Origin of the sequence: Rossellomorea sp. SC111, assembly GCF_024733565.1 — a bacterium.
GTDB lineage: Bacteria > Bacillota > Bacilli > Bacillales > Bacillaceae_B > Rossellomorea.
Map to the genome: position 1 here is coordinate 13,031 of NZ_JANIOC010000011.1, position 20,988 is coordinate 34,018.

General features: G+C 43.9%; 28 protein-coding genes. 12 read left to right on the plus strand and 16 right to left on the minus strand.

Annotated elements, in window-relative coordinates:
- Window positions 1-254 precede the first annotated feature (254 nt).
- The 8 genes from NQ095_RS14935 to fabL form a co-directional block, all read right to left on the minus strand.
- Complete coding sequence (locus tag NQ095_RS14935) at window positions 255-1,844, minus strand: ABC transporter substrate-binding protein (RefSeq protein WP_258264427.1); 1,590 nt, start codon at window positions 1,842-1,844, stop codon at window positions 255-257.
- A 74-nt stretch (window positions 1,845-1,918) separates the two neighbouring features.
- The gene (locus tag NQ095_RS14940) at window positions 1,919-2,884 is read right to left on the minus strand and encodes an ABC transporter ATP-binding protein (RefSeq protein ID WP_258264263.1); all 966 of its coding nucleotides are present in this window, start codon (window positions 2,882-2,884) and stop codon (window positions 1,919-1,921) included.
- Window positions 2,859-3,875, minus strand: a complete 1,017-nt coding sequence (locus tag NQ095_RS14945) for an ABC transporter ATP-binding protein (RefSeq protein ID WP_258264264.1) — start codon at window positions 3,873-3,875, stop codon at window positions 2,859-2,861. The genes NQ095_RS14940 and NQ095_RS14945 overlap by 26 nt, the downstream gene beginning before the upstream one ends.
- Window positions 3,876-4,181: 306 nt before the next feature.
- Window positions 4,182-5,930 carry an ABC transporter ATP-binding protein gene (locus tag NQ095_RS14950; RefSeq protein ID WP_258264265.1) on the minus strand — a complete coding sequence of 583 codons (1,749 nt, stop codon included), beginning with the start codon at window positions 5,928-5,930 and terminating at the stop codon, window positions 4,182-4,184.
- 162 nt (window positions 5,931-6,092) lie between these two features.
- Window positions 6,093-6,623: a nucleoside tri-diphosphate phosphatase gene (ntdP, locus tag NQ095_RS14955; protein WP_258264428.1), complete on the minus strand. Its 531-nt coding sequence runs from the start codon at window positions 6,621-6,623 to the stop codon at window positions 6,093-6,095.
- Window positions 6,624-6,823: 200 nt separating this feature from the next.
- Window positions 6,824-7,084 (minus strand): YgaB family protein, encoded by a 261-nt coding sequence (locus NQ095_RS14960; protein ID WP_258264429.1) that lies wholly within the window; start codon window positions 7,082-7,084, stop codon window positions 6,824-6,826.
- Between the two features lie 257 nt (window positions 7,085-7,341).
- Window positions 7,342-7,545 carry a gamma-type small acid-soluble spore protein gene (locus tag NQ095_RS14965; RefSeq protein WP_258264266.1) on the minus strand — a complete coding sequence of 68 codons (204 nt, stop codon included), beginning with the start codon at window positions 7,543-7,545 and terminating at the stop codon, window positions 7,342-7,344.
- A 76-nt stretch (window positions 7,546-7,621) separates the two neighbouring features.
- Window positions 7,622-8,365, minus strand: coding sequence for an enoyl-[acyl-carrier-protein] reductase FabL (fabL, locus tag NQ095_RS14970; RefSeq protein WP_258264267.1), 744 nt, complete (start codon window positions 8,363-8,365; stop codon window positions 7,622-7,624).
- Window positions 8,366-8,468: 103 nt separating this feature from the next.
- Here fabL and NQ095_RS14975 point away from each other — a divergent pair, with 103 nt between their 5' ends.
- The gene (locus NQ095_RS14975) at window positions 8,469-8,693 is read left to right on the plus strand and encodes a hypothetical protein (RefSeq protein ID WP_258264268.1); all 225 of its coding nucleotides are present in this window, start codon (window positions 8,469-8,471) and stop codon (window positions 8,691-8,693) included.
- A 34-nt stretch (window positions 8,694-8,727) separates the two neighbouring features.
- Here NQ095_RS14975 and mutY read toward each other — a convergent pair whose 3' ends face one another.
- Complete coding sequence (gene mutY / locus NQ095_RS14980) at window positions 8,728-9,834, minus strand: A/G-specific adenine glycosylase (RefSeq protein ID WP_375162845.1); 1,107 nt, start codon at window positions 9,832-9,834, stop codon at window positions 8,728-8,730.
- A 49-nt stretch (window positions 9,835-9,883) separates the two neighbouring features.
- On the minus strand, window positions 9,884-10,192 hold the full coding sequence (locus tag NQ095_RS14985) for a hypothetical protein (protein ID WP_258264269.1): 309 nt from the start codon (window positions 10,190-10,192) through the stop codon (window positions 9,884-9,886).
- An 87-nt stretch (window positions 10,193-10,279) separates the two neighbouring features.
- Between NQ095_RS14985 and NQ095_RS14990 the strand changes: the two genes are divergently transcribed.
- Entirely contained in the window at window positions 10,280-11,266 is a 987-nt protein-coding gene (locus NQ095_RS14990; RefSeq protein ID WP_258264270.1) for a metal-dependent hydrolase, read from the plus strand.
- Window positions 11,267-11,310: 44 nt separating this feature from the next.
- Here the strand turns inward: NQ095_RS14990 and NQ095_RS14995 are convergent, their stop codons facing one another.
- Entirely contained in the window at window positions 11,311-11,586 is a 276-nt protein-coding gene (locus NQ095_RS14995; RefSeq protein ID WP_034762572.1) for a YfhJ family protein, read from the minus strand.
- 151 nt (window positions 11,587-11,737) lie between these two features.
- Between NQ095_RS14995 and NQ095_RS15000 the strand changes: the two genes are divergently transcribed.
- Both NQ095_RS15000 and NQ095_RS15005 read left to right on the plus strand, forming a co-directional pair.
- The gene (locus NQ095_RS15000) at window positions 11,738-11,902 is read left to right on the plus strand and encodes a small, acid-soluble spore protein K (protein ID WP_034762570.1); all 165 of its coding nucleotides are present in this window, start codon (window positions 11,738-11,740) and stop codon (window positions 11,900-11,902) included.
- A 31-nt stretch (window positions 11,903-11,933) separates the two neighbouring features.
- Complete coding sequence (locus NQ095_RS15005; RefSeq protein ID WP_082051311.1) at window positions 11,934-12,092, plus strand: YpzG family protein; 159 nt, start codon at window positions 11,934-11,936, stop codon at window positions 12,090-12,092.
- Between the two features lie 37 nt (window positions 12,093-12,129).
- Here the strand turns inward: NQ095_RS15005 and NQ095_RS15010 are convergent, their stop codons facing one another.
- Window positions 12,130-12,456 (minus strand): YfhH family protein, encoded by a 327-nt coding sequence (locus NQ095_RS15010; protein WP_258264271.1) that lies wholly within the window; start codon window positions 12,454-12,456, stop codon window positions 12,130-12,132.
- Between the two features lie 255 nt (window positions 12,457-12,711).
- Between NQ095_RS15010 and NQ095_RS15015 the strand changes: the two genes are divergently transcribed.
- A complete protein-coding gene (locus NQ095_RS15015) occupies window positions 12,712-13,383 on the plus strand; it encodes an SDR family NAD(P)-dependent oxidoreductase (protein ID WP_258264272.1) in 672 nt (223 codons plus the stop codon).
- Window positions 13,384-13,424: 41 nt separating this feature from the next.
- On the opposite strand, the gene NQ095_RS15020 is transcribed toward NQ095_RS15015, so the two are convergent.
- Both NQ095_RS15020 and recX read right to left on the minus strand, forming a co-directional pair.
- A complete protein-coding gene (locus NQ095_RS15020) occupies window positions 13,425-13,838 on the minus strand; it encodes a hypothetical protein (RefSeq protein ID WP_258264273.1) in 414 nt (137 codons plus the stop codon).
- A 40-nt stretch (window positions 13,839-13,878) separates the two neighbouring features.
- Entirely contained in the window at window positions 13,879-14,685 is an 807-nt protein-coding gene (recX, locus tag NQ095_RS15025; protein ID WP_258264274.1) for a recombination regulator RecX, read from the minus strand.
- A gap of 91 nt (window positions 14,686-14,776) precedes the next feature.
- Between recX and NQ095_RS15030 the strand changes: the two genes are divergently transcribed.
- The 3 genes from NQ095_RS15030 to NQ095_RS15040 all read left to right on the plus strand — a co-directional run bounded on the left by NQ095_RS15030 (window position 14,777) and on the right by NQ095_RS15040 (window position 16,168).
- Window positions 14,777-15,682: a TIGR01777 family oxidoreductase gene (locus NQ095_RS15030; protein WP_258264431.1), complete on the plus strand. Its 906-nt coding sequence runs from the start codon at window positions 14,777-14,779 to the stop codon at window positions 15,680-15,682.
- A 71-nt stretch (window positions 15,683-15,753) separates the two neighbouring features.
- Window positions 15,754-15,879, plus strand: coding sequence for a YfhE family protein (locus tag NQ095_RS15035; RefSeq protein WP_079531092.1), 126 nt, complete (start codon window positions 15,754-15,756; stop codon window positions 15,877-15,879).
- A 94-nt stretch (window positions 15,880-15,973) separates the two neighbouring features.
- Window positions 15,974-16,168 (plus strand): YfhD family protein, encoded by a 195-nt coding sequence (locus NQ095_RS15040; protein ID WP_375162846.1) that lies wholly within the window; start codon window positions 15,974-15,976, stop codon window positions 16,166-16,168.
- A gap of 94 nt (window positions 16,169-16,262) precedes the next feature.
- On the opposite strand, the gene NQ095_RS15045 is transcribed toward NQ095_RS15040, so the two are convergent.
- Entirely contained in the window at window positions 16,263-16,763 is a 501-nt protein-coding gene (locus NQ095_RS15045) for a DoxX family protein (RefSeq protein ID WP_258264276.1), read from the minus strand.
- A gap of 363 nt (window positions 16,764-17,126) precedes the next feature.
- On the opposite strand from NQ095_RS15045, the gene NQ095_RS15050 reads away from it, so the two are divergent.
- Both NQ095_RS15050 and NQ095_RS15055 read left to right on the plus strand, forming a co-directional pair.
- Complete coding sequence (locus NQ095_RS15050; RefSeq protein WP_258264277.1) at window positions 17,127-18,749, plus strand: ABC1 kinase family protein; 1,623 nt, start codon at window positions 17,127-17,129, stop codon at window positions 18,747-18,749.
- Between the two features lie 64 nt (window positions 18,750-18,813).
- Window positions 18,814-18,996: a hypothetical protein gene (locus NQ095_RS15055; protein WP_258264278.1), complete on the plus strand. Its 183-nt coding sequence runs from the start codon at window positions 18,814-18,816 to the stop codon at window positions 18,994-18,996.
- A gap of 16 nt (window positions 18,997-19,012) precedes the next feature.
- Here the strand turns inward: NQ095_RS15055 and NQ095_RS15060 are convergent, their stop codons facing one another.
- Window positions 19,013-19,324 (minus strand): MGMT family protein, encoded by a 312-nt coding sequence (locus NQ095_RS15060; RefSeq protein ID WP_258264279.1) that lies wholly within the window; start codon window positions 19,322-19,324, stop codon window positions 19,013-19,015.
- Between the two features lie 159 nt (window positions 19,325-19,483).
- Here NQ095_RS15060 and NQ095_RS15065 point away from each other — a divergent pair, with 159 nt between their 5' ends.
- Together NQ095_RS15065 and NQ095_RS15070 are read left to right on the plus strand one after the other, a co-directional pair.
- On the plus strand, window positions 19,484-20,230 hold the full coding sequence (locus tag NQ095_RS15065; RefSeq protein WP_375162847.1) for a Cof-type HAD-IIB family hydrolase: 747 nt from the start codon (window positions 19,484-19,486) through the stop codon (window positions 20,228-20,230).
- A 113-nt stretch (window positions 20,231-20,343) separates the two neighbouring features.
- Window positions 20,344-20,856, plus strand: coding sequence for a CBO0543 family protein (locus NQ095_RS15070; protein ID WP_258264281.1), 513 nt, complete (start codon window positions 20,344-20,346; stop codon window positions 20,854-20,856).
- Window positions 20,857-20,988: the final 132 nt, after the last annotated feature.

Below are 20,988 nucleotides of genomic sequence, written 5' to 3' on the forward strand. Positions count from 1 at the left end.
GCCCCAAAGGCAAAGACCGCCTTTTGTGCAACCTCGCCTTATGCTTGTCGGGGCTGTTCAAGCCGCTTCCGCTTTTCTTCTTGTCCAGCTCCAGCGGCTAGCCCCTCGAGGTCATAAGTCAATCTTGCCCCAAAGGCAAAGACCGCCTTTTGTGCAACCTCGCCTTATGCTTGTCGGGGCTGTTCAAGCCGCTTCCGCTTTTCTATGTACAAAGGGGAGAAATCGTCGATGTCTCCCCTTTGGTTTGTTACTTATTACTCCATGTCAACAGCGCCTAACCAGTCTGAGCCGGTTGGATGCGGTTTGAAGTTTTTAAGAGCTGCACTTCCTGCGAGTAATGGTGTAGAGTGAGCAAGTGGTACCCACGGAGCATCCTCGTGGATGATTTCCTGGGCTTTCTTGTACAGTTCTTCACGTTTCGCTTGATCTACTTCTGTTTGAGCGTCGATCAGGATTTTGTGTACTTCATCGTTTTTGTAGTAAGAGTAGTTGTTGCTTCCGATATTGTCTTGGTCAAGAAGGACATAAAGGAAGTTATCAGCGTCTCCATTATCCCCTGTCCAACCTAGTAAGAATGCGTCAGCTTCCCCGTTTTTCGCTTTTTCAAGGTAAGTCGCCCACTCGTAAGATACGATTTTGGCTTTAATGCCCACTTCAGCTAAGTCAGCTTGCATCGCTTCTGCTACCTTTTGACCATCCGGCATGTAAGGACGTGGTACAGGCATTGCCCAAAGTTCCATCTTGAAACCATCTTTCAATCCAGCTTCGGCAAGAAGTTCTTTTGCTTTTTCAGGATTGTATTCATAAGCTTCTACCTCATCATTATATCCGGCAATAACCGGAGGCATCGGATTTTTAGCCATTTCTGCTTTTCCTTCGAAGAAGGCGTCAATGATTGCCTGCTTATTGATCGCATAGTTCACAGCTTGACGCACCTTGGGATCATCAAATGGCTCGCGAGTTGATGTTAAACCTAGGTAACCAACGTTCATGGATGGACGTTCGAATAATTGCAGGTTGTCATCACCTTCGACTTTACTTGCATCACTTGGGTTCACACCATCGGCAAGGTCGATTTCACCTGAAATCAGCGCATTCAGACGAGCTGAGTTTTCAGGGATCGATTTGAACACGACTTGATCTAATTTTGGTAAATCTTTGTTCCAGTAGTCTTCATTTTTCTCGATGACGATTTTGTCATTACGCTTCCACTCAACAAATTTGAAGGGACCAGTCCCCGCATCTGTCGGAGCTTCAGCAAGCTTGTCTCCGAGTTCATCAATCGCTTTAGGACTTACGATCGCGAATGGACTCATGGCAATATTTTTCAAGAATGGTGCTTGAGGACGCTTTAATACGAATTCGACCGTCATGTCGTCAGCCGCTTTCACTTCTTTGATCACATGACCTTCATCGCCCTTGAAACCGCCAAACATGGAACCGTAGTAAGGGAACTGATCTGCATTTCCATTCATCCAGCGCTCGAAGTTCTTCACAACGGCATCTGCATTGAAATCTGTACCGTCCTGGAATTTCACTCCCTCGCGCAACATGAATTTGTACGTTAACCCATCATCGGATACTTCCCACTTTTCAGCTAATCCCGGGTTTACTTCTGTATCCTGCTCTCCGAATTTCACAAGAGTTTCGAAGATGTTTTTCGTTACTTTAAATGATTCACCATCAGTCACTGTTCCTGGATCAAGACCTACAGAGTCTCCCCCGCGACCGAAGATCAGTACTTTTGGATCTCCATTATCTCCGCTTTTGCCGCCGTCTCCTGAAGATTTCTCATCTCCTCCACATCCATAAAGCGCGGATGATACGAGCAGGATGAGCAGCATTAAAATTGACCATCTTTTTTTCCTCAACTAAATCCCCTCCTGAATATTGTTTATATACTTATGAGACTTGTCTTCTAGTAAAGATGACAAGCTACATAATGCCCTGGTTGGTGTTCCTTGAATTCCGGCACTTTTTGTTTGCATATATCTGTTGCATGCGGGCACCTGGTATGGAATGTGCAGCCGCTCGGTGGATTGGATGGACTCGGGATGTCCCCCTGTAAGAGAATGGTTTCCCTTTTGAAACCCGGATCCGGTACCGGGACCGCCGACAGAAGCGCCTGGGTGTATGGATGAAGGGGCTTTTCATAGAGGTTCTCACTATTACTGAGCTCTACCATTTTCCCGAGATACATCACACCCACCCGGTCGCTTATATGTCTGACTACACCCAGATCATGTGCAATGAAGATATAGGTGAGTCCGAATTCTTTTTGTAAATCCTGCATTAGATTCAATACCTGTGACTGAATGGAGACGTCAAGGGCAGACACAGGCTCATCGGCTATGATGAGTTTCGGCTTCGTCATGAGTGCCCTTGCGATCCCGATCCGCTGCCTTTGCCCTCCACTGAATTGATGTGGATAGCGTTTGGCATGGTAGCTGCTCAAGCCGACGATATTGAGAAGTTCATGAACCCTTTCTTTTCTTTCCTTTGCTGAACCCATTCCATGAACCTTTAGGGGTTCTTCGAGAATCTTCTCTACCGTATGTCTTGGGTTCAAGGATGCGAAGGGATCCTGAAAGACCATTTGCATTTCCCGGCGAACTTTCCTCATCTCCGAGTTTGATAGACTCGTAAGTTCCCGATCCTCGAAGGTCACCTTTCCGTCGGATGGATCGATGAGTCTCATGAGCATCCTGCCCGTCGTCGATTTCCCACAGCCACTTTCCCCTACGATCCCAAGGGTTTCTCCTTTATTCACCGTGAAAGATACCCCGTCCACTGCCTTAACAGAGCTGACAGGTCGTCCGAGGATTCCCCCTGTGATAGGGAAGTGTTTCTTAAGATTCTCAACCTTTAGCAACGGTTCCGTCATAAACTCCCTCCTCCACTTCATCGAACAGGAAGCATCGTGTGCAATGTCCTTGTGATGTTTCATATAATTCCGGTGTTTCCACTAAACAGCGATCGAATGCAGCATCACAGCGGGCTGCAAAGCGGCAGCCGGTCTTGATCGATCCAGGCTTGGGTACATTCCCCTGAATCGAGTGCAGCCGCTGCTGTTTGATACGCATGTCAGGTACAGATTGTATCAGGCCTTTCGTGTAAGGATGCTGAGGGTTCTTGAAGATTTCTTCAACGGTGCCCTCTTCCACCACCTTGCCTGAGTACATTACAACAACCCGTTCGCATGTTTCCGCCACAACCCCCAGATCATGTGTGATCAAGAGGACGGCTGTGTTCAGTTCTTTATTTAATCGCTTCATCAATTTTAAAATCTGGGCCTGGATCGTTACATCCAGTGCCGTTGTCGGCTCGTCTGCAATCAGGACGCGGGGATCGCACACCATTGCCATGGCAATCATGACCCTTTGTCTCATCCCTCCGGACAATTGGTGAGGATATTCCTTTATCAATTCTTCAGATCTCGGCAAACCTACCATCTTCATGATGTCGACTGCCTTATCCTTTGCTTGTTTCTTTCCTACTTTCGTATGTATGCGTATTGCTTCGGTTAATTGATCACCTATGGTAAAAACAGGGTTTAACGATGTCATCGGTTCTTGGAAAATCATCGCTATGTCATTGCCCCGGATATCTCTCATCCGCTTCTCGGATGCCTGTGTCAAGTCTTCATCTTTATAAAGAATTTTTCCACCGACGATTTTCCCTGGTGGTTTTGGAACGAGACCCATGATCGACAGGGATGTCACACTTTTCCCACATCCACTTTCACCAACGATCCCAAGCACTTCCCCTTCATTTACGTGAAAACTCACACCATCGACTGCAGGAACTTCTCCATCATCAGTAAAAAAGGAGGTCCTTAAATCTTCCACTTTCAGTAAAGGACGCTGTTCGCTCATTCAAATCCTCCTCTTCAAAACTATCTCTCTTTTCTTAATAGTGCTTATTTTCTAAATTTTATATGTCTCTTATTATACAAGATGTTACAAATGTTGCAATCCATTTTCAGAATTTTTCTACAAGAAGTCGATATTCCCACTTCAATTCAATATATGTCCAATTTATCCTTTCATTCCTTCCATATAAAGTTATTTAGTCCTACTTTATTCACGACACACCTGAAATAAGTATGATATGTTTTTTAGAAACACAAAAAAAGTCATGACATTTATCACAGGAATTGTGATATGTCATGACTTGCATTCTTATTGGTCAAGCTGTTGTACTTGGAAGAGTCTGTAGTAGTGCCCTTGCTTTGACATCAACTCATCATGAGTTCCCATTTCGACAACTTCACCGTGTTCCATATGGATGATCCGGTCTGCATGAGTGATCGTGGATAGACGATGGGCCACGATAAATGTCGTTCGATCTTTTGCCAGGATTTCAAGAGACTCCTGGATGAGGTGTTCACTCTCTAAATCAAGGGCGGATGTCGCTTCATCCAGAATGAGGATCGGCGGGTTCTTAAGGAATACCCGTGCAATCGCCACTCTTTGCTTCTGCCCACCCGACAGCTTCACGCCGCGTTCGCCTACACGGGTATCGTAGCCTTGTGGCAGTTTCATAATGAAATCATGGGCATTCGCTGCTTTTGCTGCCTCAATGACCTCTTCATCCGTGGCTTCGGGATTACCGAACTTAATATTCATCTTGACTGATTCACTAAAGAGAATATTGTCCTGCAGTACCATCCCGATGTTATCTCGTAATGATCTGACCTGAAACCTCCTGATGTCCGTGCCGTCTAAAAGGATCTCCCCTTCTGTTACATCATAGAAGCGGGGTATCAGGCTGACGAAGGATGATTTACCCCCGCCACTCATCCCGACCAACGCGACGGTTTCACCCGATCTGATGTCCAAATTAAGGTTGCGGAGCACTCTTTCTTCATCTGATTCATAACGGAAAGAGACACTGTTAAACTTGATATCCCCCTGTACATTTTCACACGGAACTGCTCCCTGTTCATCATCGATATCATACTTTTCATCCATGAATTCAAATACACGGTCCATGGAAGCAATCGATTGAGTCAGAGTGGTAGATGAGTTTACAAGTCGTCTGAGCGGACCATACAGGCGGTCGATATATGCAATGAAGGCCGCCATCGTACCAATTGTAAGATCTCCATTGATCACTTGCAACCCGGCATAACCAATGATGATCAAAGGTGAGATATCTGTGATGGTATTGACCACCGCAAACGCTTTGGCATTCCAGCTTGTTTGCTTTAAAGCCTTCGTCAGGAAATTATGATTCTGATCCTGGAATTGCTTTTGTTCATAATCTTCAACAGCAAAGCTCTTGATGACAGCCATCCCCTGGACCCGCTCATGCAAATGACTTTGAACTTCTGCAAGCGCCTGGGAACGATCTCTCGTCAAGCCCCTTAACCTTCCGAAAAAATAGCGGACACTGAAGGCGTAAAATGGAAAAGCAATGAGTGACACGAGAGTGAGCGATACGTCCATCGTGAACATGATGGACAGGGCGATCACAATGGTGGCCGCGTCCAGCCAAAGATTCATCAGCCCGGTGATGACGAAATTCTTCGTCTGCTCCACGTCATTGATGACCCTTGAAATGACTTCTCCCGCCCTTGTATTCGAATAATACTTAAAGCTGAGTCTCTGAATATGTGAGAAAAGATAATCCCTCAAGTCATACAGGATCTTGTTACCCGTCCACTGGGCAAAGTACTGCCTGTAATATTCCACCGGCGGCCTCACAAGAAGGAACAGGACGAGCATGATTCCCATGATCATGAGCAGCTGGCTTGTCTTCTCATCGGCTGTAAGTCCTTTAGCCCCTACGATGTCATCAATGACATATTTGATTAATATGGGGATTAACAAAGGAATGGTGAATTTGATGATGCCTATGATTAATGTACCTATGATCTGCCACTTATATGGTTTGACAAACTGAAGGTACCGTTTGATACTGTCCAAGTGATTACTCCTTTCTAAGATGTGTGTATTTATTTTGCCCCACTAAAAAGGGATGACCCCGTAAGGAACGCAGCACTGTTCCTCTTCACATCCTGATTGGAAGTGAGCAGGTTGCTCCTTACTGGGTCAGCCCTTTGATACCTATACAATTTTAAGTCTCCGTTACCCTCTGTGAGTCAAATATCGCTCGTACCAAATATCAATAAAGTCAGGGGCAAAAGGCCCTTTTCTTTGTCGGATCCAGCGAACAAGCTTGTCTACATTCCGTTTCAGGATATGATCGATCACATCCGGGTAACCGTATAGTTTCCGATGAGCTTCGTACTCATCTTCATCGAGCAGTGTATATGTCATATCGGGAAACACTTTGATATCCAAGTCGTAATCGATATACTTGATCGCCTCATGATCATATACAAATGGTGAACTTAAATTGCAATAATAATAAATACCGTCCTCACGAATCATACAAATAATGTTAAACCATAGCTCCGAATGAAAATAGCAAATAGCCGGCTCTCGGGTCATCCATGTCCTTCCGTCTGACTCCGTCACCATCGTCCGGTCATTTCCACCGATGATCTGATTGGTCGTTCCTTTCAGGACCGTCGTTTCATTCCATATGCGGTGAATGTTTCCATCATGCTTAAAGCTATGTATTTGTACAGCTTTTCCTTCAGTGGGAACCGCCATCGTATCCCCTTCTTTCATTTCAGAATTACCTTTATATATACTTGTCTATTTTATCATTATAACGTTTCCTCAGAAAATTTAAAACAAAAGGGCTATCCTTAAAGAAAATATCCTTTAAGAATGGCCCTGTAAGGTTGAAAAATGGGGTTTATAGTGGTCTTGGGAACATAAATGAAATGCTTTGTGGGATCTTGTTCCCTTTACGTTGTGACACTGCTTTGTTCCTTCTGATAAGAAAGAATCACTTCATCTGTTTGTCTTTGGAACATTTGTTGAATTTCCCTGAGCTCCTTCTTCTTTGAAAGGATTTCCTGCTGCAGGCATTCAACCCGGGTCATTTCCTGAAGCTCGATCAATTCCTTCTCCAACTCCTGACACCGCTCTATCTCAGACTGAAGATATAACAACTTATCCATCGTCTCCAACTGCTCAGTAACCAACTCATTAAAACGCTGCTGCATCACTTCAACCAACTCCTCTAAACAAGCTCTCCTAACACATTCTCCCCACCTAAGCCCATTCCCTTTGACTATTTCTGTCACAATCGTGAAAGTTTTGTCGATGGAGGGACGGACCTCCATTTAAAATGGTTATTACAATTAAAAATGTTGTTAAATAAGGATTTGTATGATTATGAGCTGCGTTTTGAGAGGTCCGTCCCTCAAAAATAAAAAAGCACCCATCGAAATGGGTGCTTTCTCTGTCAAGAACAATGAAATTATTGTTGTTGACCGTATTTTCCAGAAGCTTTCGCTTTGTTAGCTTCTGCTTGTTGGTTTTGTTGCTTTACTTGTTGAGCTGCTGTCGTTTCTGAAGCGAACTCAGTACCGAATTGTTGTTGAGCTTGACCAGCTTGAGCGTTTTGTTGTTTCACGTGTTGAACGCTTGTACCAGATTGAGTTTTGTTTGGTTGTTTTGCCATTGTAATCACCTCCACGCTTATTAAGATAACCAAGCGAGGATTTCACTATTCGATTAATTTCAGGAAAAACATTCCATTACACAAGAAGGGAACGACCACCGTCAACGATGATGGTTTGACCTCTGATCATGGAAGAATCCTCTGAAACGAGGAACATGACGGACTTTACAAGATCATCGATTTCGACCATGCGTCCTGCAGGCGTTTTACTGCGGGCATCTTCAAGAAGTTCTTCACGATTAGGGAAGTGCTTGAGTGCATCCGTATCGATTGCGCCGCCTGATACGGCATTTACAATGATGTCACGAGGTGCAAGCTCAACGGCAAGATAACGTGTCAATGCTTCCACGGCAGCTTTTGAAACTCCAACCGTTGTGTAATTGTCCAAATAACGGATGGACCCCAAAGAGCTGATGCTCACGATGCGTCCACCTTTATCCATTAATTTGGCCGCTTCCTGAGCACAGAATAATAACGCTTTACTGTTAATATTCATCGTCCAGTCCCAATGTGACTCTTCAAGTTCCATGACAGGGCGCAATACTCCTGATGCCGCGTTGCTTACCAATACATCCAGGCGGCCGAATTCTTCTTTGATTTGTTCAAACATAGATTTGATCTTATCCACATCACCGACATTCGCACGGACAACAATTGCTTCCCGTCCCAATTTTTCAACTTGTTCAGCCGTTTCAAGTGCACCTTTTTTACTTCTGGCATAATTGACGACGATATCGTATCCTTTTTCTGCAAGCTGGATGGCGATTTCCCTTCCAAGACCTCGGCTGCTTCCTGTTACTAATGCTACTTTTTGACTCATGTTTCTTCATCCTTTCATTTCATTTTCCAATTGGTCCAAAGCATAAAGCGACCATGAACACGCAAACTAATAAGAACATATCAGTTAAATGGAGGAATGAGTTATGTATGTAGGTAGAGATATGACAGAGCTTTCAATGATTCCAAAAGATGAATGGAAGAAAAGCGAACTTGCTTTCTTTCACCATTCACTACAACAAATAGTACCTTATTTGAATGCAGAAGGACAATCCATTCATCGGGAAATTGTCGAAGAAATCGAAAACCGCGGTGGATTGAAGCATGGTGAAGCCGATTATACTCATGGTACGAAGATAAGTTACGACTGAAATGAAGAAGCAGCGGGGAACCCGCTGCTCCTTCCTATTTCTGCAGTATCCCTGCTCCTGTTTCCTGCCAGATTTTCTGGTGTGAGACAGGAAAAGCATACTTTTCCATTTCGATTGGAGTAACCGCAATCAGTTCGCTGCCTTCTAGCGTGTTGCTGTCTACAGATCCGACAAACACTTCAATATCCCATACGATATGAGAGAAAATATGCTGTATCTTTGTCACAACTCCGGCTTTTAAAGAGCAATCCACTTTATATTCTTCTTCCATGAGCTGAAGCAATTGCTTCCTGCCACTGCTTGCATTACCCACTTCAAAATTAGGGAATTCCCATAAATTAGCGAGCAGACCCTTCCCAGGGCGCTTATGGATTACGACCCGATCATCTTCCGTGAACAAAATCGCTGCCGCCATAGTAAGCTTGCGGGCGGACTTTTTCTTCGATTTAACCGGAAGATCAGTTTGAACTCCTTCTTCAAAAGCCTGACAGTGCTCACGTACAGGACAAAGCAGACAGGATGGCGATGTCGGCGTACAGATCAGAGCACCAAGTTCCATCAATGCCTGATTGAAATAAGAAGGGTTTTCTTTTGAAATCAGCTCCCTTACTGCTTCTTCAAACACTTTTCTTGAGGAGGGTTTGGCAATATCAAGCCATATGGATAAAATACGTGAAAATACCCTCATCACATTTCCGTCTACAGCCGGCTCAGGTTTACTATAGGCAATACTTAAAATAGCACCCGCTGTGTAGGGACCCACCCCTTTTAAAGAAGAAATTTCTTTCGGCGTATCCGGAACGATTCCTTCATATTTTTCCCTCACTTCTCTTACAGCTGTTTGCAGATTCCTGACTCTGGAATAATAACCGAGGCCTTCCCACGCTTTCAGTACATCTTCTTCATCTGCAGAGGCAAGAGCATCTATTGTAGGAAATTTCTCGATGAATCGGTTAAAATAAGGTATGACCGTATCCACCCTTGTTTGCTGCAGCATGATCTCTGACACCCATACTTTATATGGATCTTGATCATTCCTCCACGGCAGATCACGTTGTTCTCTTGAAAACCATGAAATCAAATCTTTCTGAAATTCCTCACGGTTGATGGTTTGTAAGTGTTTCAGTGGTTCTTCTATCAATTTTGTACCTCCAGGATGTTAATTGTTTCATTGAATAGGGAATAAATAATTAGTACTCTGTTTTTAAACAGACAAGGTTTATTTCTTGTAACCCACCACAAATACATTCATCCAATAATCCAAATAATATATGACGACGGGACATCCGTAAACGTTTTAACGCATGAAAATGGGACTCAGTCGGAACCACGAAGGTTTCGATATAGCGATTCGAATCGTCTTCAGCCTTCTCCCAATGGAAGTTGAAAGCGTCATATTGTGGTAATGTCTCTGCGATATTGGTCATAATTTGCTTATACCGAGGTTTTAAATTCTGCTTTATTTCATATTCCAAATGTATGTGCAAAGTGTTTTTCATTGAAATAATCTCCTTTTAACCATATCATGTTCACCAATGATACGTCATAAACAAATCTTAGAAATGCGAGCCAAGGGAGGACTTTTTTTGGATACAGGCACTCATATTGTTATGGGCTTCGCTCTCGGGGGGTTGGCTACTTTAGACCCCGTCGTAGCTGAAAGCGCAGCCACTTCTCAAAGTGTGTTAGTCGCTGCAGTGATCGGCTCTCAAATACCTGACATCGATACCGTGTTAAAATTGCGTAATAATGCGGTTTATATTCGTCACCATCGTGGGGTTACTCACAGTATTCCTGCGGTCGTTCTCTGGCCGCTCTTGATTGTCGCATGTCTTTATCCGTTTTTCCCCGGGGCAGATTTGCTTCATCTATGGATTTGGACATTTGTGGCGGTATTCCTCCATGTATTTGTCGACATTTTCAACGCTTATGGGACCCAGGCCATCAGGCCAATCTCGTCGAAATGGGTCGCTTTAGGGGTCATTAACACGTTTGATGCTGTAATATTTGGAATACATGTAGTGGGCTTGATTTTGTGGGGCCTTGGATTACCACCGGGAAAAACCTTTTTGGTCATGTATATTGTCATTTTTGCTTACTATGTGTTGAGATTCCAAGTTCAAAAAGCCGTAAAAAATGCGGTGAAGCGAAGAATCCCGAATGCCGAGAAAATCATCGTTTCCCCGACGATCCGATTTTTCCAGTGGCGGTTAGCCATCGTAACGAAAGAGCATTATTATGTGGCACGGGCATTCAGGAGGTCGATTACAATCTTTGATAAATTTCAACGTGTGAAGCTTCCTGATAGTCCGATCATCGATGCTGCCAGGAAGGATAAGAACCTGGCAGCCTTCCTCTCCTTTTCCCCCGTTTACCGCTGGGAAGTGGATGAATACGATGACCATTATGAAGTACGCTTCATCGATCTACGATATCGAAATAACGGACACTACCCATTCGTGGCCCTGGTACAGCTCGATAAAGACCTGAACATCGTCAGCTCCTACACAGGATGGGTCTTCAGCGAAGAAAAACTCCGTTCAAAAGTGGACATCGACATTTTAATTGATTAAAGAAAGTGAGGGACGGACCTTTTAAAGGTCCGTCCCTCATCACTTTAATGCACTAGATCATCATCTTCTTTATCGTCGATCAGGTGTTTGTATTTCGGGTTTTGTGCGGCAAATTCATGAATCTGTTCACCATACGTATTGACCCATTGACGGACGACTTTCTCCGTCACTGCTTTTCCTTTGTAATCGTAACCTGCTTTCGCGTATGTTGCTTCGAAATCTTCCCACACGAGTTCAATCCAGGTCCTCGCTTTCTCATACGAAAGCTTATTATTTTTTTCAATTAACAATTGTGTTAATTCGTGGAATGTTGACTCCATTTTGTCTCCTCCTTTTCCATATATTTAGTTTGTACATTTATGATAATGACGACCATTTCACCCATACTAAAGGTACGTGGTTAAGCTTAGTTGTGAATCTTTGCTTCTTCACGGTATAAGTCAGTACATTTCACCTTTTAGGAGGCACATTATGCGAAATAAATCGACAGGGTTCCCCAACATGAACAACAATAAATTCGAAGGTGAACCGAGAGCAAAAGCGGAATATGCATCCAAAAGGGCTAACGGCACCATCAACACCCATCCTCAAGAACGCATGAAATCTTCTGGACAAAGAGATCACGACTCACTTTAATACAGTGAAATTTGATTAGGGGGTAGTCACGATGGCAAACATGAAAAACAACTTCTACCGCAACAAGTACAGCAGTCCATTTAACAAGGCATTCTACAATCCGAAGCATGCCCATTCCCAGGCAAATGGACAAACAACACAAACTCAAGACTTAATCATTCTGGAAAACCAGACACGTAAGCGTTCCTAGATCTTCAGAGGTCCGTCCCTATTGACGGACCTCTTCTTTATTTCTTTTCTGCTGCTAAAAGGGAAATGGGTAAAGCTTCTTCTTTTCCGTCTCCGCCCAGTCGGTATCCCCAGGCAAATACTCCATTCAAATAATCAATTTTAAAATAAGTGCCGGGATCGCCTTCAATCCCATAAATCCCGCCAGGCTTGTAAACATCAGGATTCATCAAATAAGCCTGCGCCATTAGGGCTTTTCGCTCCAGTACGGCAAACTCATTCACAATCCCCAACTGCTCAGCCTTCCTAGCCTTCTCCTTCAAAGAAGCAATCTCCTGCTTCAACTCATGCTCCGTCATCTCACTATATCTTCTCTCTTGCTCCATTCTCATCACCTCTACTAATAGTAGTATAGAGAAAATGATACAATAAGAAAAGCGCAAGCGGCTTGGTCAGCCCCGACAAGCATAAGACGGGATGGCTGAAAAGGCGTTCTTTGCCTTTTTGGCCATCACGGCTTATGACCTCGAGGGGCTAGCCGCTGGAGCTGGACAATAAGAAAAGCGGAGACGACGGGGTAGACCAGGCAAGCACTTCGGGACAACCCTCTAATCACATTCACCAGAAAGGATGACACCACCATGAAAACAGCCATCATCACAGGCGGAGGCTCCGGCCTTGGAAAAGAATTAGGAAAACTTCTTAGCCAGCAAGGATATCATATCTTCCTGCTTGGTCGAAAAGAAGACCGTTTAAAGAAAGCTGGAACAGAAATTGAAAACATGGGCGGACAGGTTTCATTTGCAGCGTTAGATTTACGCTCCCCTCATGACATTCAACAATTCAGCAGGAATCACCTTAATGGTCTTAATGTTGAATTACTCATACATAACGCAGGCGTAGGCTATTTCGGACCTTTCAAGGAGTCAAATGACGATGAGTTAACCAGTATGTTTGAAACCAATACCTTTGGACCAATCCGGTTAACGAAGGCACTGCTGCCTAAATTGGGACAGGAGAGCACAATCATCAATATCATTTCTACAGCCGGCCTAAGAGGCAAGAAAAACGAGTCCCTGTATGTAGCAAGTAAGTTCGCTCTAAGAGGGTTTGGGGAAAGCCTTCAAAAAGAATATGAAGGCTCAAATCTTCACATCGTGAATGCTTATATGGGTGGAATGGATACTCCATTCTGGGAAAACAGTGATCATATCAGTGATCCATCCAGACTGCGTTCTCCAAAAGAAGTAGCGGAGACAATCGTGAATGAATATCAAGGAAAAGATGAAATCGTAATCGAGTCAAAAAAATAAACCACAAAAGGCAGCCTTCGATAATCGAAGGCTGCCTTGATTTAAGGAGCAAACGGGAAAAACATAAAGGCCACAAAAAATAATAGCATAGGGACTAAAAACAATGCGAATACATCAATGACTACGACAAAGGCGATCCATACCCAGCGGATTCCATCCTTTCGTTTTAAAAACTGCTGAATCATCCTGATATTGACCAGGATCAAGAAGATTGCCACTGCCAGAAGAAAAAATGGTACGACCCATTTTCCCATATCCTCTGCAAATCCTTGGTTGTACCATTCCTGCCTGCCTAATGAATAGAAGTCCGTTTGCATTTTGATAATCCATTCACCGATGAGAAATAGCAGGGCAGTACCAACCACGATTCCCCCGGCGTAAAACTTGAACTTTCTCCCTGTCCCAATGATAAGTGGCAGGGTGACAACAACAAACAGGATCGCAACTATCTCCACTGAACTCTCCCTTTCCCCATCCCTTTAGTGATGAAAAAAATCACTCTTCATTTTCTTTTAATTCTTCTAACAGCCTTTCAATGTCTTCCATAGAAAATCCTTTTCGATACAACGTTTGCTTCATTTTCTGTACATACTCATATCCATCGTATTTTGAACTGAGCTTTCTGTGAGCCTTCAGCCCCTGATGATAAACCGCATCCCATCTCTCATCATCATCCCGTTCGGATTCGACGGTTTCCCATACGATTTTCATGACTGAGCCAGGATACCCTTTCCTCATCAAGTTTTGTTCAATCTTTTGCTTGGCAATCATCTTGGAATCTTTTCGGTATTTATGAAGGAGCTTTTCTGTCAGGGCGACCGCTTTGTCTACTTGCTTTTCTTGTGTGAAAGCGGCCAGGGCTTCTTCAATATGGGAATCCCCTACACCTTTTCTCCTTAATTCCCCGCGGATCCAAGTCGGCCCTTTGTCTGCCGTATTCATCTGAGTACCGACATACGCATGGGCGAATTCTAAATCATTGATGTATTTAATCTCATTTAATTTATGAATGACTTCCTGGATGACCCCTTCCTCCGGGTCCCCTTCCTGCAGGTGATCACGGATTTCCTTTTCCGTTCTCATCCTGTAGGCCAGATACTGAATGGCCTTATTGAATGCTTTTTTTACATCGTCTTCATATTGAAGCTCCGAAATCTCGAGCTCATCCACCTCCAGCCCTTTTCTAAGCTGAAACTTAGCAAGGACCGCTTCATCGACACTGAAAGAATATTTTCCATCTATAAATAAATTGTAACGCTCATCGTTCTTCACTTGCTTCGTTATTTTCGTAATCTTACCCATTTTTTCCACCTCATCTTAATCCTAACACATTCAACATATGTTTTTTATTCTGAAGATAGGTAAAATAATAAGTATAACTGGAGGGATGATGATGAAGATCGCCATAACAGGTGGAACAGGTTTTGTCGGCCAGGCACTGACAGAGGAACTTCTCACACACCAACATGAAGTGATGATCCTGACCCGAAATCCGGGTAAATATGAGGCGCGGCCAGGAGTGACATATGTGAAGTGGCTGTCAGATGGCGCCAGGCCGGAAGAAATGCTTGAAGGGGTTCACGCATTTATCAATCTTGCCGGTGAATCGATCAATAGCGGAAGATGGACCGAAGAACGCAAGAAACGGATCATCAACAGCCGGATCAACTCAACAGGGGAAGTCATCAATATCATAAAAGCACTGAAAGAGAAACCCGCCTGCCTTATCAATGCAAGCGCCATCGGCTATTACCCCTCTTCCAAGACGAATACGTATACGGAAGCCTCAACCGAGACCGCAGACAATTTCCTTGGGGAAACCGTTCAAATATGGGAAAAGGAAGCAGCAAAAGCCATACAAATCGGTATACGGGTAGCCTATACGCGATTCGGCATCATTCTCGGCAGGGACGAAGGTGCCCTTCCACGCATTGCGCTACCCTATAAAATGTTTGTCGGGGGGACGGTCGGTTCTGGTGAACAGTGGATGTCATGGGTTCACATCAAAGATATCGCGAGAGCCGTGCATTTTGTAGCCGAGACGGAAGGGATTGAGGGACCGGTTAATGTCACCGCCCCTTCTCCCGTCACCATGAAAGAATTCGGAAAGACACTTGGAACGGTCCTAGAGAGACCTCACTGGATACCTGTCCCTTCACTTACTTTAAAAGTGGCGATGGGTGAAATGAGCGCACTCGTTCTGGAAGGACAAAGAGTCTTACCGGATGTCCTCTCTAAACACGGTTTTCAATTTCAATTTCCGGAATTGATAAGTGCCCTCAAGGATATTTATCAGTAAGTCACAGGTATGCCCCTTCCTTTTCACGGCAAAAATAGAAGTAATCTTGAAAAGAAGGGATGTACATAGGAATGGATAATAAGAAAAAGAAAGACAAAAACAAGTCGGTTCTATCAAGTGCACAGGAAGTAACATACTCAAGGGAGTTCAAAGCAGCCGACCGTGCAGGCGGTTTCAGTTCCAAAGCCCACCGATAGACAATTATTACCTAACTAAAAGCCCTTACTTTGAAGAAAGATAAAGGTACAGGTTCCAAAGGATCCTGTACCTTTATTTTTTAACCAAAAGGGGATGTTGATATTGGGAAGATCACGCGGCCATAGCAAAAGAGGAAACAAAAACAGCCTGCCACAAACACCCGCTCAGCTCAAATCTGACGGTGTTGACGAAGAGTTCTCAACTGAACTTGCCGACCAGGCTGACATGGAAGCACAAGCCCGGGCGAACGCTGCAAACCAGCGTGCACGAGTGAAGAAAAACCAATAGTGAATCCCGTTAGTTAAAAAGTCGGGTTTGAGGAATTCAGCTTTTAAAAAGCCCCACGCTGTGACAGCATGGGGCTTTTTCATATCCAAAACGTTCACACAATAATTGGCTTCTTGTGCCTTCTATCATGTTGAGTGATCATCTGTTTCAGGTAGGGAATCATCCAATGGTCGGCTCCCCAGTAGTAGGCACCTCTACCTGCAAAAAGGAGGATGATGGCCGCTGTGTAAAGGAGGGGATTCGTGCTGACAGTCCCTGCCAGTAAGAAATTCAGGTTCATAAATGCACCTGCGAGAAGAGCCGGAATGGTCATGAATCCAATAATCAATCCTACCCCTACCAACATTTCTCCCCAAGGAATCAAGACATTGAACAGTTCTACGTTTGGCAAAGCAAATCCTTTCAAGAATTCTGCATACCATCCTTGTACGGCAGGATGATCTCCTGTAGCATTAGCCAAAGCCCCCTGCAAAAAGCCGCTTGCATCAAAGCCGTCATTCACCTTATGCCATCCAGCTTCAAGCCATTGAACTCCCAGCCAAATTCTCAACACTGTCCAAACCGCGCTCACTTTTTGATTTTCCCACCATCTCATGATGGATCATCTCCTTTTGAATGTATAATTTGTGAAACTTTTCACAAATATCATTGCGTTAAGATGTCTTGTTGTCATTTATATTCGTGTGATTGTGAATTGTTTCACATGTTCTTTACACTCTTAATATACCTCTTCTTACACCTTAATACAATAGGCTTTCATGTCGTTCACAAAGGTGTCAAAGTCTTGAATATTATGATGAGTACAGGTGCTGAATTTTCAACGGTATATCACTTATCAAATTTCTTTCCAAATTAACGTTTTAGAATCAATGACGTTGATTTAAGTGAAACTTTCCTATTTTACTTTCGTACTACATAATAGACATATAAGCAGTTTCCGAATGCGGGGGATGAAACAATGAAGTCACAAAACAAGCTTTGGAGAATGTGGAAGGTATTATCACTCGCCTTATCCATAGTGGTGAGGGTCTACTGGTACCGGCTGCGGGGTAAGTCCCAATGGGACAAAGAAAAGCTTTGGGAACGAATCGGAAAAGAGTTCAAAGAAACCCTTTTTGAACTGAATGGCGTGTTGATCAAAGTTGGACAACTGTTGAGTATACGGGAGGATTTGCTCCCGAAAGGGTTCATCAATCAAATTCAGGACTTGGTTGACCATGTACCTCCTTCACCTTGGGAAAAGATTGAATCCGTTCTTGAAGGGGAATGGGGAAGTTCCCTTTCTTCTAAGATACAAAGCATAGATAAAGAAGCCATCGCTTCGGCTTCCATCGGAGAAGTGTACAAAGCGACATTGCTTGATGGCACACAAGCAGCCATCAAGGTACAAAGGCCGGAGATCCCTTCGCTTGTGAAGACTGATTTCCGGACGTTGTCCATCATCATCTGGTTTGCCCGGCATTTTGCTCCCATGCCAAAAGGATTCATCGATTTTAAGATGCTATATAGAGAATTGAAACAGGTCATCGAGCAGGAGCTCGACTTTTCCAAAGAAATGAGTACTGCCATTTCTTTTAAACAGAGGTTTAAAGATCATGCCAATGTGAAGATCCCGACGATGTACCCTGAACTCTGTACAGATAAAGTATTGGTGATGGAATGGGTCGATGGTGTTCGATTGAATGATAGAGAAGCGATTGAATTGTATGGACTGAATGGCCAGAAGCTCTCACAGGAACTATTCCGGCTCTTCCTCCCTCAGTGGCTTGAGCCCGGAATCTTCCATGCCGATCCCCATGCTGGGAACATTCTTCTTCAGCCTGATGGTACATTCGTTTTATTGGATTACGGGATGATCGGGGAAATCTCAAAAAGGGATTCAGCCCATTTCCAAGATCTTCTCGAAGGGGTTCTTCTAAAGAATTTCCGGAAAGCTTCGGAAGCTCTTGCCGAATTGGGGTTCCTGCTTCCAGACGCCAGTCCGAAGACGATTGAGCCTGTGCTAAAGGAATTTGTCTCTCTTGATATGGAGCAGTTTAAACAGATGGATTTGATATCAGTAAAGAAGGAAATCAACGAAATGGTCAAATCACTTCCTGTACAGGTTCCGACACGCTTTATCTTTTTAGGGCGATCCTTCGCCACCATCGAAGGACTTGTCCACACATTGAATCCGAATGAGGAAACCCTTGATGTCGTTAAGCCGGCCTTTATGGATTGGGTGAAGGATGGGAACACGAACAAATGGGAACTTCTTATGAAATGGGTCAGCGCCCAACCCTTTTTTCAGACCGTTCAAAAGGTACGGCAGTTGTTGGATATACCGGAAAAAGCATTGGAACAAAAGGAACATCATCAGCTAAACGGCTTCCAATTCAAGATATTCGAGAGCCAAAAGAAGCAGGCTTATGTCCTTCTGCTTGCAGGATGCATTGGGGGATTCTCAGGACTTGCGTTCGGTTTGGAGGTCATCTGGCAAGGAAGCTTTGGACTTGCGGGGTTTGGTTTAGCTGCGTATTGGATAATTGCCACAAGGCAAAAAAACTGGTTGAAGAAATTGAAGAATGGGCAATTGCATTAAGTGTAAGAAGGTAACCTATAATCAGGTTACCTTTTTATGGTAAAATGCAGACAGGAGGGATTCTATGACAAATCGCAAAGAACCGTTTAATGATGTGACCGACCATATGTCTAAAATTGAAGGGGCACCCATGAACCAGCCCGAAAAGGAGAGTCTTCCACTTGGGATCCGGATCATCGGTTATGCCATCATTGGGTTCACGGGCCTTATGTCTTTATTTGCCCTTATTTTCGGCTTGTTTGATTGAAACTTCAGTATCTGTTCTATGATTCAGCGTGATGCTGATATTTCCCCAGCTCTATCCTGTTATCCCCTATAAAGTGGACTCCTTCCGCTTCCAGGGACAACCTTTGGGTCATCATTTGCTCCTCGTCACGAAATCCGACTTCCCCTTTGCTGTTCAATACCCTGTACCACGGCAAACTGTACTTTTCACTCATGGAGTGGAGAATCCTCACGATCTGCCGAGAAGCCCTCGGACTACCGGCGAGCTCTGCAATTTGCCCGTATGTCATGACCTTTCCCGGAGGAATATTGGCTATGATGTTCACCGCCCGTTCGGTAAACGGCTTCATGCTTGTTCACCTCCCCTTCTTCCTCTCAATTATGTTTCACCCTTATTGTAATAGGAAGTTCCCAATATAGGAAATCATGCCTTCAGCAAGTCGCCTTCCTAGAAGATTCGCTCCCTTTATATTAAACTGTAGATGAATGAAAAGAAGGACGTGATAAGAATGATGGATATTAAACTGATTGCACTGGATATGGACGGGACACTCGTCAACCATGAAGGGGAGGTATCGCCTGAAAACGAACAAGCCATTCAGCGGGCAAAGGAAAAGGGAATTCATGTTGTACTTAGTACCGGACGCTCCCTTTTTACATGCAGGGATATTTCAGATGAGCTTGGTCGCTCTTCTTACCTTGTCACCGTGAATGGCGGGGAAATCTACGATCATGAATACAATCTTGTAGACCGCATTCCTCTTGATATTGATCTTGTAAAGCAGCTATGGGAGCTTAAAGAAGAGCATGATGTGTATTTCTGGTCTTCCACTTCCCAAGGCTTATTCAATAGCAGGAAACCTTTTGACCAGGATATCGAATCTTATAACTGGCTGAAGTTTGGCTTTGATATCCAGGATGATGAGGTCCGCAAAGTCATGATGGACGAACTGGTGAAGAATGAAGCACTTGAAATTACGAATTCCTCACCCACCAACATCGAAATCAATCCAGCAGGGGTCAATAAGGCAGCTGCCCTGGTGAAGGTGTGTAAATGGCTGGACCTTTCAATGGATCAGGTCATGGCAGTCGGGGACAGTATGAATGACATCGCGATGATCCGGGAAGCAGGATTCGGAGTGGCCATGGGCAACGCTCAGGAAGCAGTGAAAGAAGCAGCGGACTGGGTGACAGGGATCAATACTGATCACGGTGTCGCTCAAGCAATCGACAAAGTACTGAAAGAAATGAACTAATTAGAATAAGAGTGCCTGATTCTCTTCCGAATCAGGCACTTTCTCTCTTCGCAGGGTCTATTCCTTTCCTGTTACGTCTATACTAATGGAAAAAACAAGGATTGTATCCCGATATGTATCTAATACTAGTAGTGGTGGTTTATTTACTTTTCGCAAAGTTCTTTATTGATTGGAAACGGTGGAAGGATTATTATCCAACGGTGCAATATTATATTATTTGTAACCTTACCTATAACCTGGTTTTTTACAACCATACCTTATGGGAGTATAAAGCGGTGACGGTGGACTGGCTCAATCATACATTGATCGATTTCGTTTTCACCTTTTTTATCATTCCGGTGGTGATTATGATCTATCTTCGTTATTTCCCCTATCGGAAAAAGAAGATTCTATATGTCTCAAGCTGGATTGCTTACTTTACGTTTCTGGAGTACTTATTTCACAAAAAAGGATTGTTCATTTACGAAAATGGCTGGAACTTAGGATGGTCTGCTGTTTTTAACATTATCATGTTTACCATTTTAGGATTGCATCACAAAAAGCCGCTGCTTGCACTCATCATTTCTGTCCCGATCATTGGCATCCTTTTACTGATTTTCCATCCATCTTTTCATGAATTAAAGTGAGGCTGTTTCGATGACTTCCTTTTCTACCCCCGTTTTTATTGTATCGGTTCTTTGCGTTTACATTACGATGGCCATTTATATCGCGATATTAAAACGAAAAGAATAAAAAGAAAGAAGCACCCTCAAATTCCG

Excerpts from the sequence above, each read along its gene's own strand:
- ntdP (WP_258264428.1), bottom strand. The coding sequence starts at position 6,623 with ATGGCGGTTCCCACTGAAGGAAAAGCTGTACAAATACATAGCTTTAAG.
- NQ095_RS15045 (WP_258264276.1), bottom strand. The coding sequence starts at position 16,763 with ATGAGATGGTGGGAAAATCAAAAAGTGAGCGCGGTTTGGACAGTGTTG.
- NQ095_RS15060 (WP_258264279.1), bottom strand. The coding sequence starts at position 19,324 with ATGAAGCCGTTTACCGAACGGGCGGTGAACATCATAGCCAATATTCCT.
- NQ095_RS14940 (WP_258264263.1), bottom strand. The coding sequence starts at position 2,884 with ATGACGGAACCGTTGCTAAAGGTTGAGAATCTTAAGAAACACTTCCCT.
- NQ095_RS14935 (WP_258264427.1), bottom strand. The coding sequence starts at position 1,844 with ATGCTGCTCATCCTGCTCGTATCATCCGCGCTTTATGGATGTGGAGGA.
- NQ095_RS14945 (WP_258264264.1), bottom strand. The coding sequence starts at position 3,875 with ATGAGCGAACAGCGTCCTTTACTGAAAGTGGAAGATTTAAGGACCTCC.
- NQ095_RS15035 (WP_079531092.1), top strand. The coding sequence starts at position 15,754 with ATGGATAATAAGAAAAAGAAAGACAAAAACAAGTCGGTTCTATCAAGT.
- NQ095_RS15070 (WP_258264281.1), top strand. The coding sequence starts at position 20,344 with ATGTATCTAATACTAGTAGTGGTGGTTTATTTACTTTTCGCAAAGTTC.
- NQ095_RS15015 (WP_258264272.1), top strand. The coding sequence starts at position 12,712 with ATGAAAACAGCCATCATCACAGGCGGAGGCTCCGGCCTTGGAAAAGAA.
- NQ095_RS15065 (WP_375162847.1), top strand. The coding sequence starts at position 19,484 with ATGATGGATATTAAACTGATTGCACTGGATATGGACGGGACACTCGTC.
- NQ095_RS15005 (WP_082051311.1), top strand. The coding sequence starts at position 11,934 with ATGGCAAACATGAAAAACAACTTCTACCGCAACAAGTACAGCAGTCCA.
- NQ095_RS14995 (WP_034762572.1), bottom strand. The coding sequence starts at position 11,586 with ATGGAGTCAACATTCCACGAATTAACACAATTGTTAATTGAAAAAAAT.
- NQ095_RS15010 (WP_258264271.1), bottom strand. The coding sequence starts at position 12,456 with ATGGAGCAAGAGAGAAGATATAGTGAGATGACGGAGCATGAGTTGAAG.
- fabL (WP_258264267.1), bottom strand. The coding sequence starts at position 8,365 with ATGAGTCAAAAAGTAGCATTAGTAACAGGAAGCAGCCGAGGTCTTGGA.
- NQ095_RS14965 (WP_258264266.1), bottom strand. The coding sequence starts at position 7,545 with ATGGCAAAACAACCAAACAAAACTCAATCTGGTACAAGCGTTCAACAC.
- NQ095_RS15000 (WP_034762570.1), top strand. The coding sequence starts at position 11,738 with ATGCGAAATAAATCGACAGGGTTCCCCAACATGAACAACAATAAATTC.
- NQ095_RS15030 (WP_258264431.1), top strand. The coding sequence starts at position 14,777 with ATGAAGATCGCCATAACAGGTGGAACAGGTTTTGTCGGCCAGGCACTG.
- NQ095_RS15050 (WP_258264277.1), top strand. The coding sequence starts at position 17,127 with ATGAAGTCACAAAACAAGCTTTGGAGAATGTGGAAGGTATTATCACTC.
- NQ095_RS15040 (WP_375162846.1), top strand. The coding sequence starts at position 15,974 with ATGTTGATATTGGGAAGATCACGCGGCCATAGCAAAAGAGGAAACAAA.
- NQ095_RS14975 (WP_258264268.1), top strand. The coding sequence starts at position 8,469 with ATGTATGTAGGTAGAGATATGACAGAGCTTTCAATGATTCCAAAAGAT.
- NQ095_RS14985 (WP_258264269.1), bottom strand. The coding sequence starts at position 10,192 with ATGAAAAACACTTTGCACATACATTTGGAATATGAAATAAAGCAGAAT.
- NQ095_RS14960 (WP_258264429.1), bottom strand. The coding sequence starts at position 7,084 with ATGCAGCAGCGTTTTAATGAGTTGGTTACTGAGCAGTTGGAGACGATG.
- NQ095_RS15055 (WP_258264278.1), top strand. The coding sequence starts at position 18,814 with ATGACAAATCGCAAAGAACCGTTTAATGATGTGACCGACCATATGTCT.
- recX (WP_258264274.1), bottom strand. The coding sequence starts at position 14,685 with ATGGGTAAGATTACGAAAATAACGAAGCAAGTGAAGAACGATGAGCGT.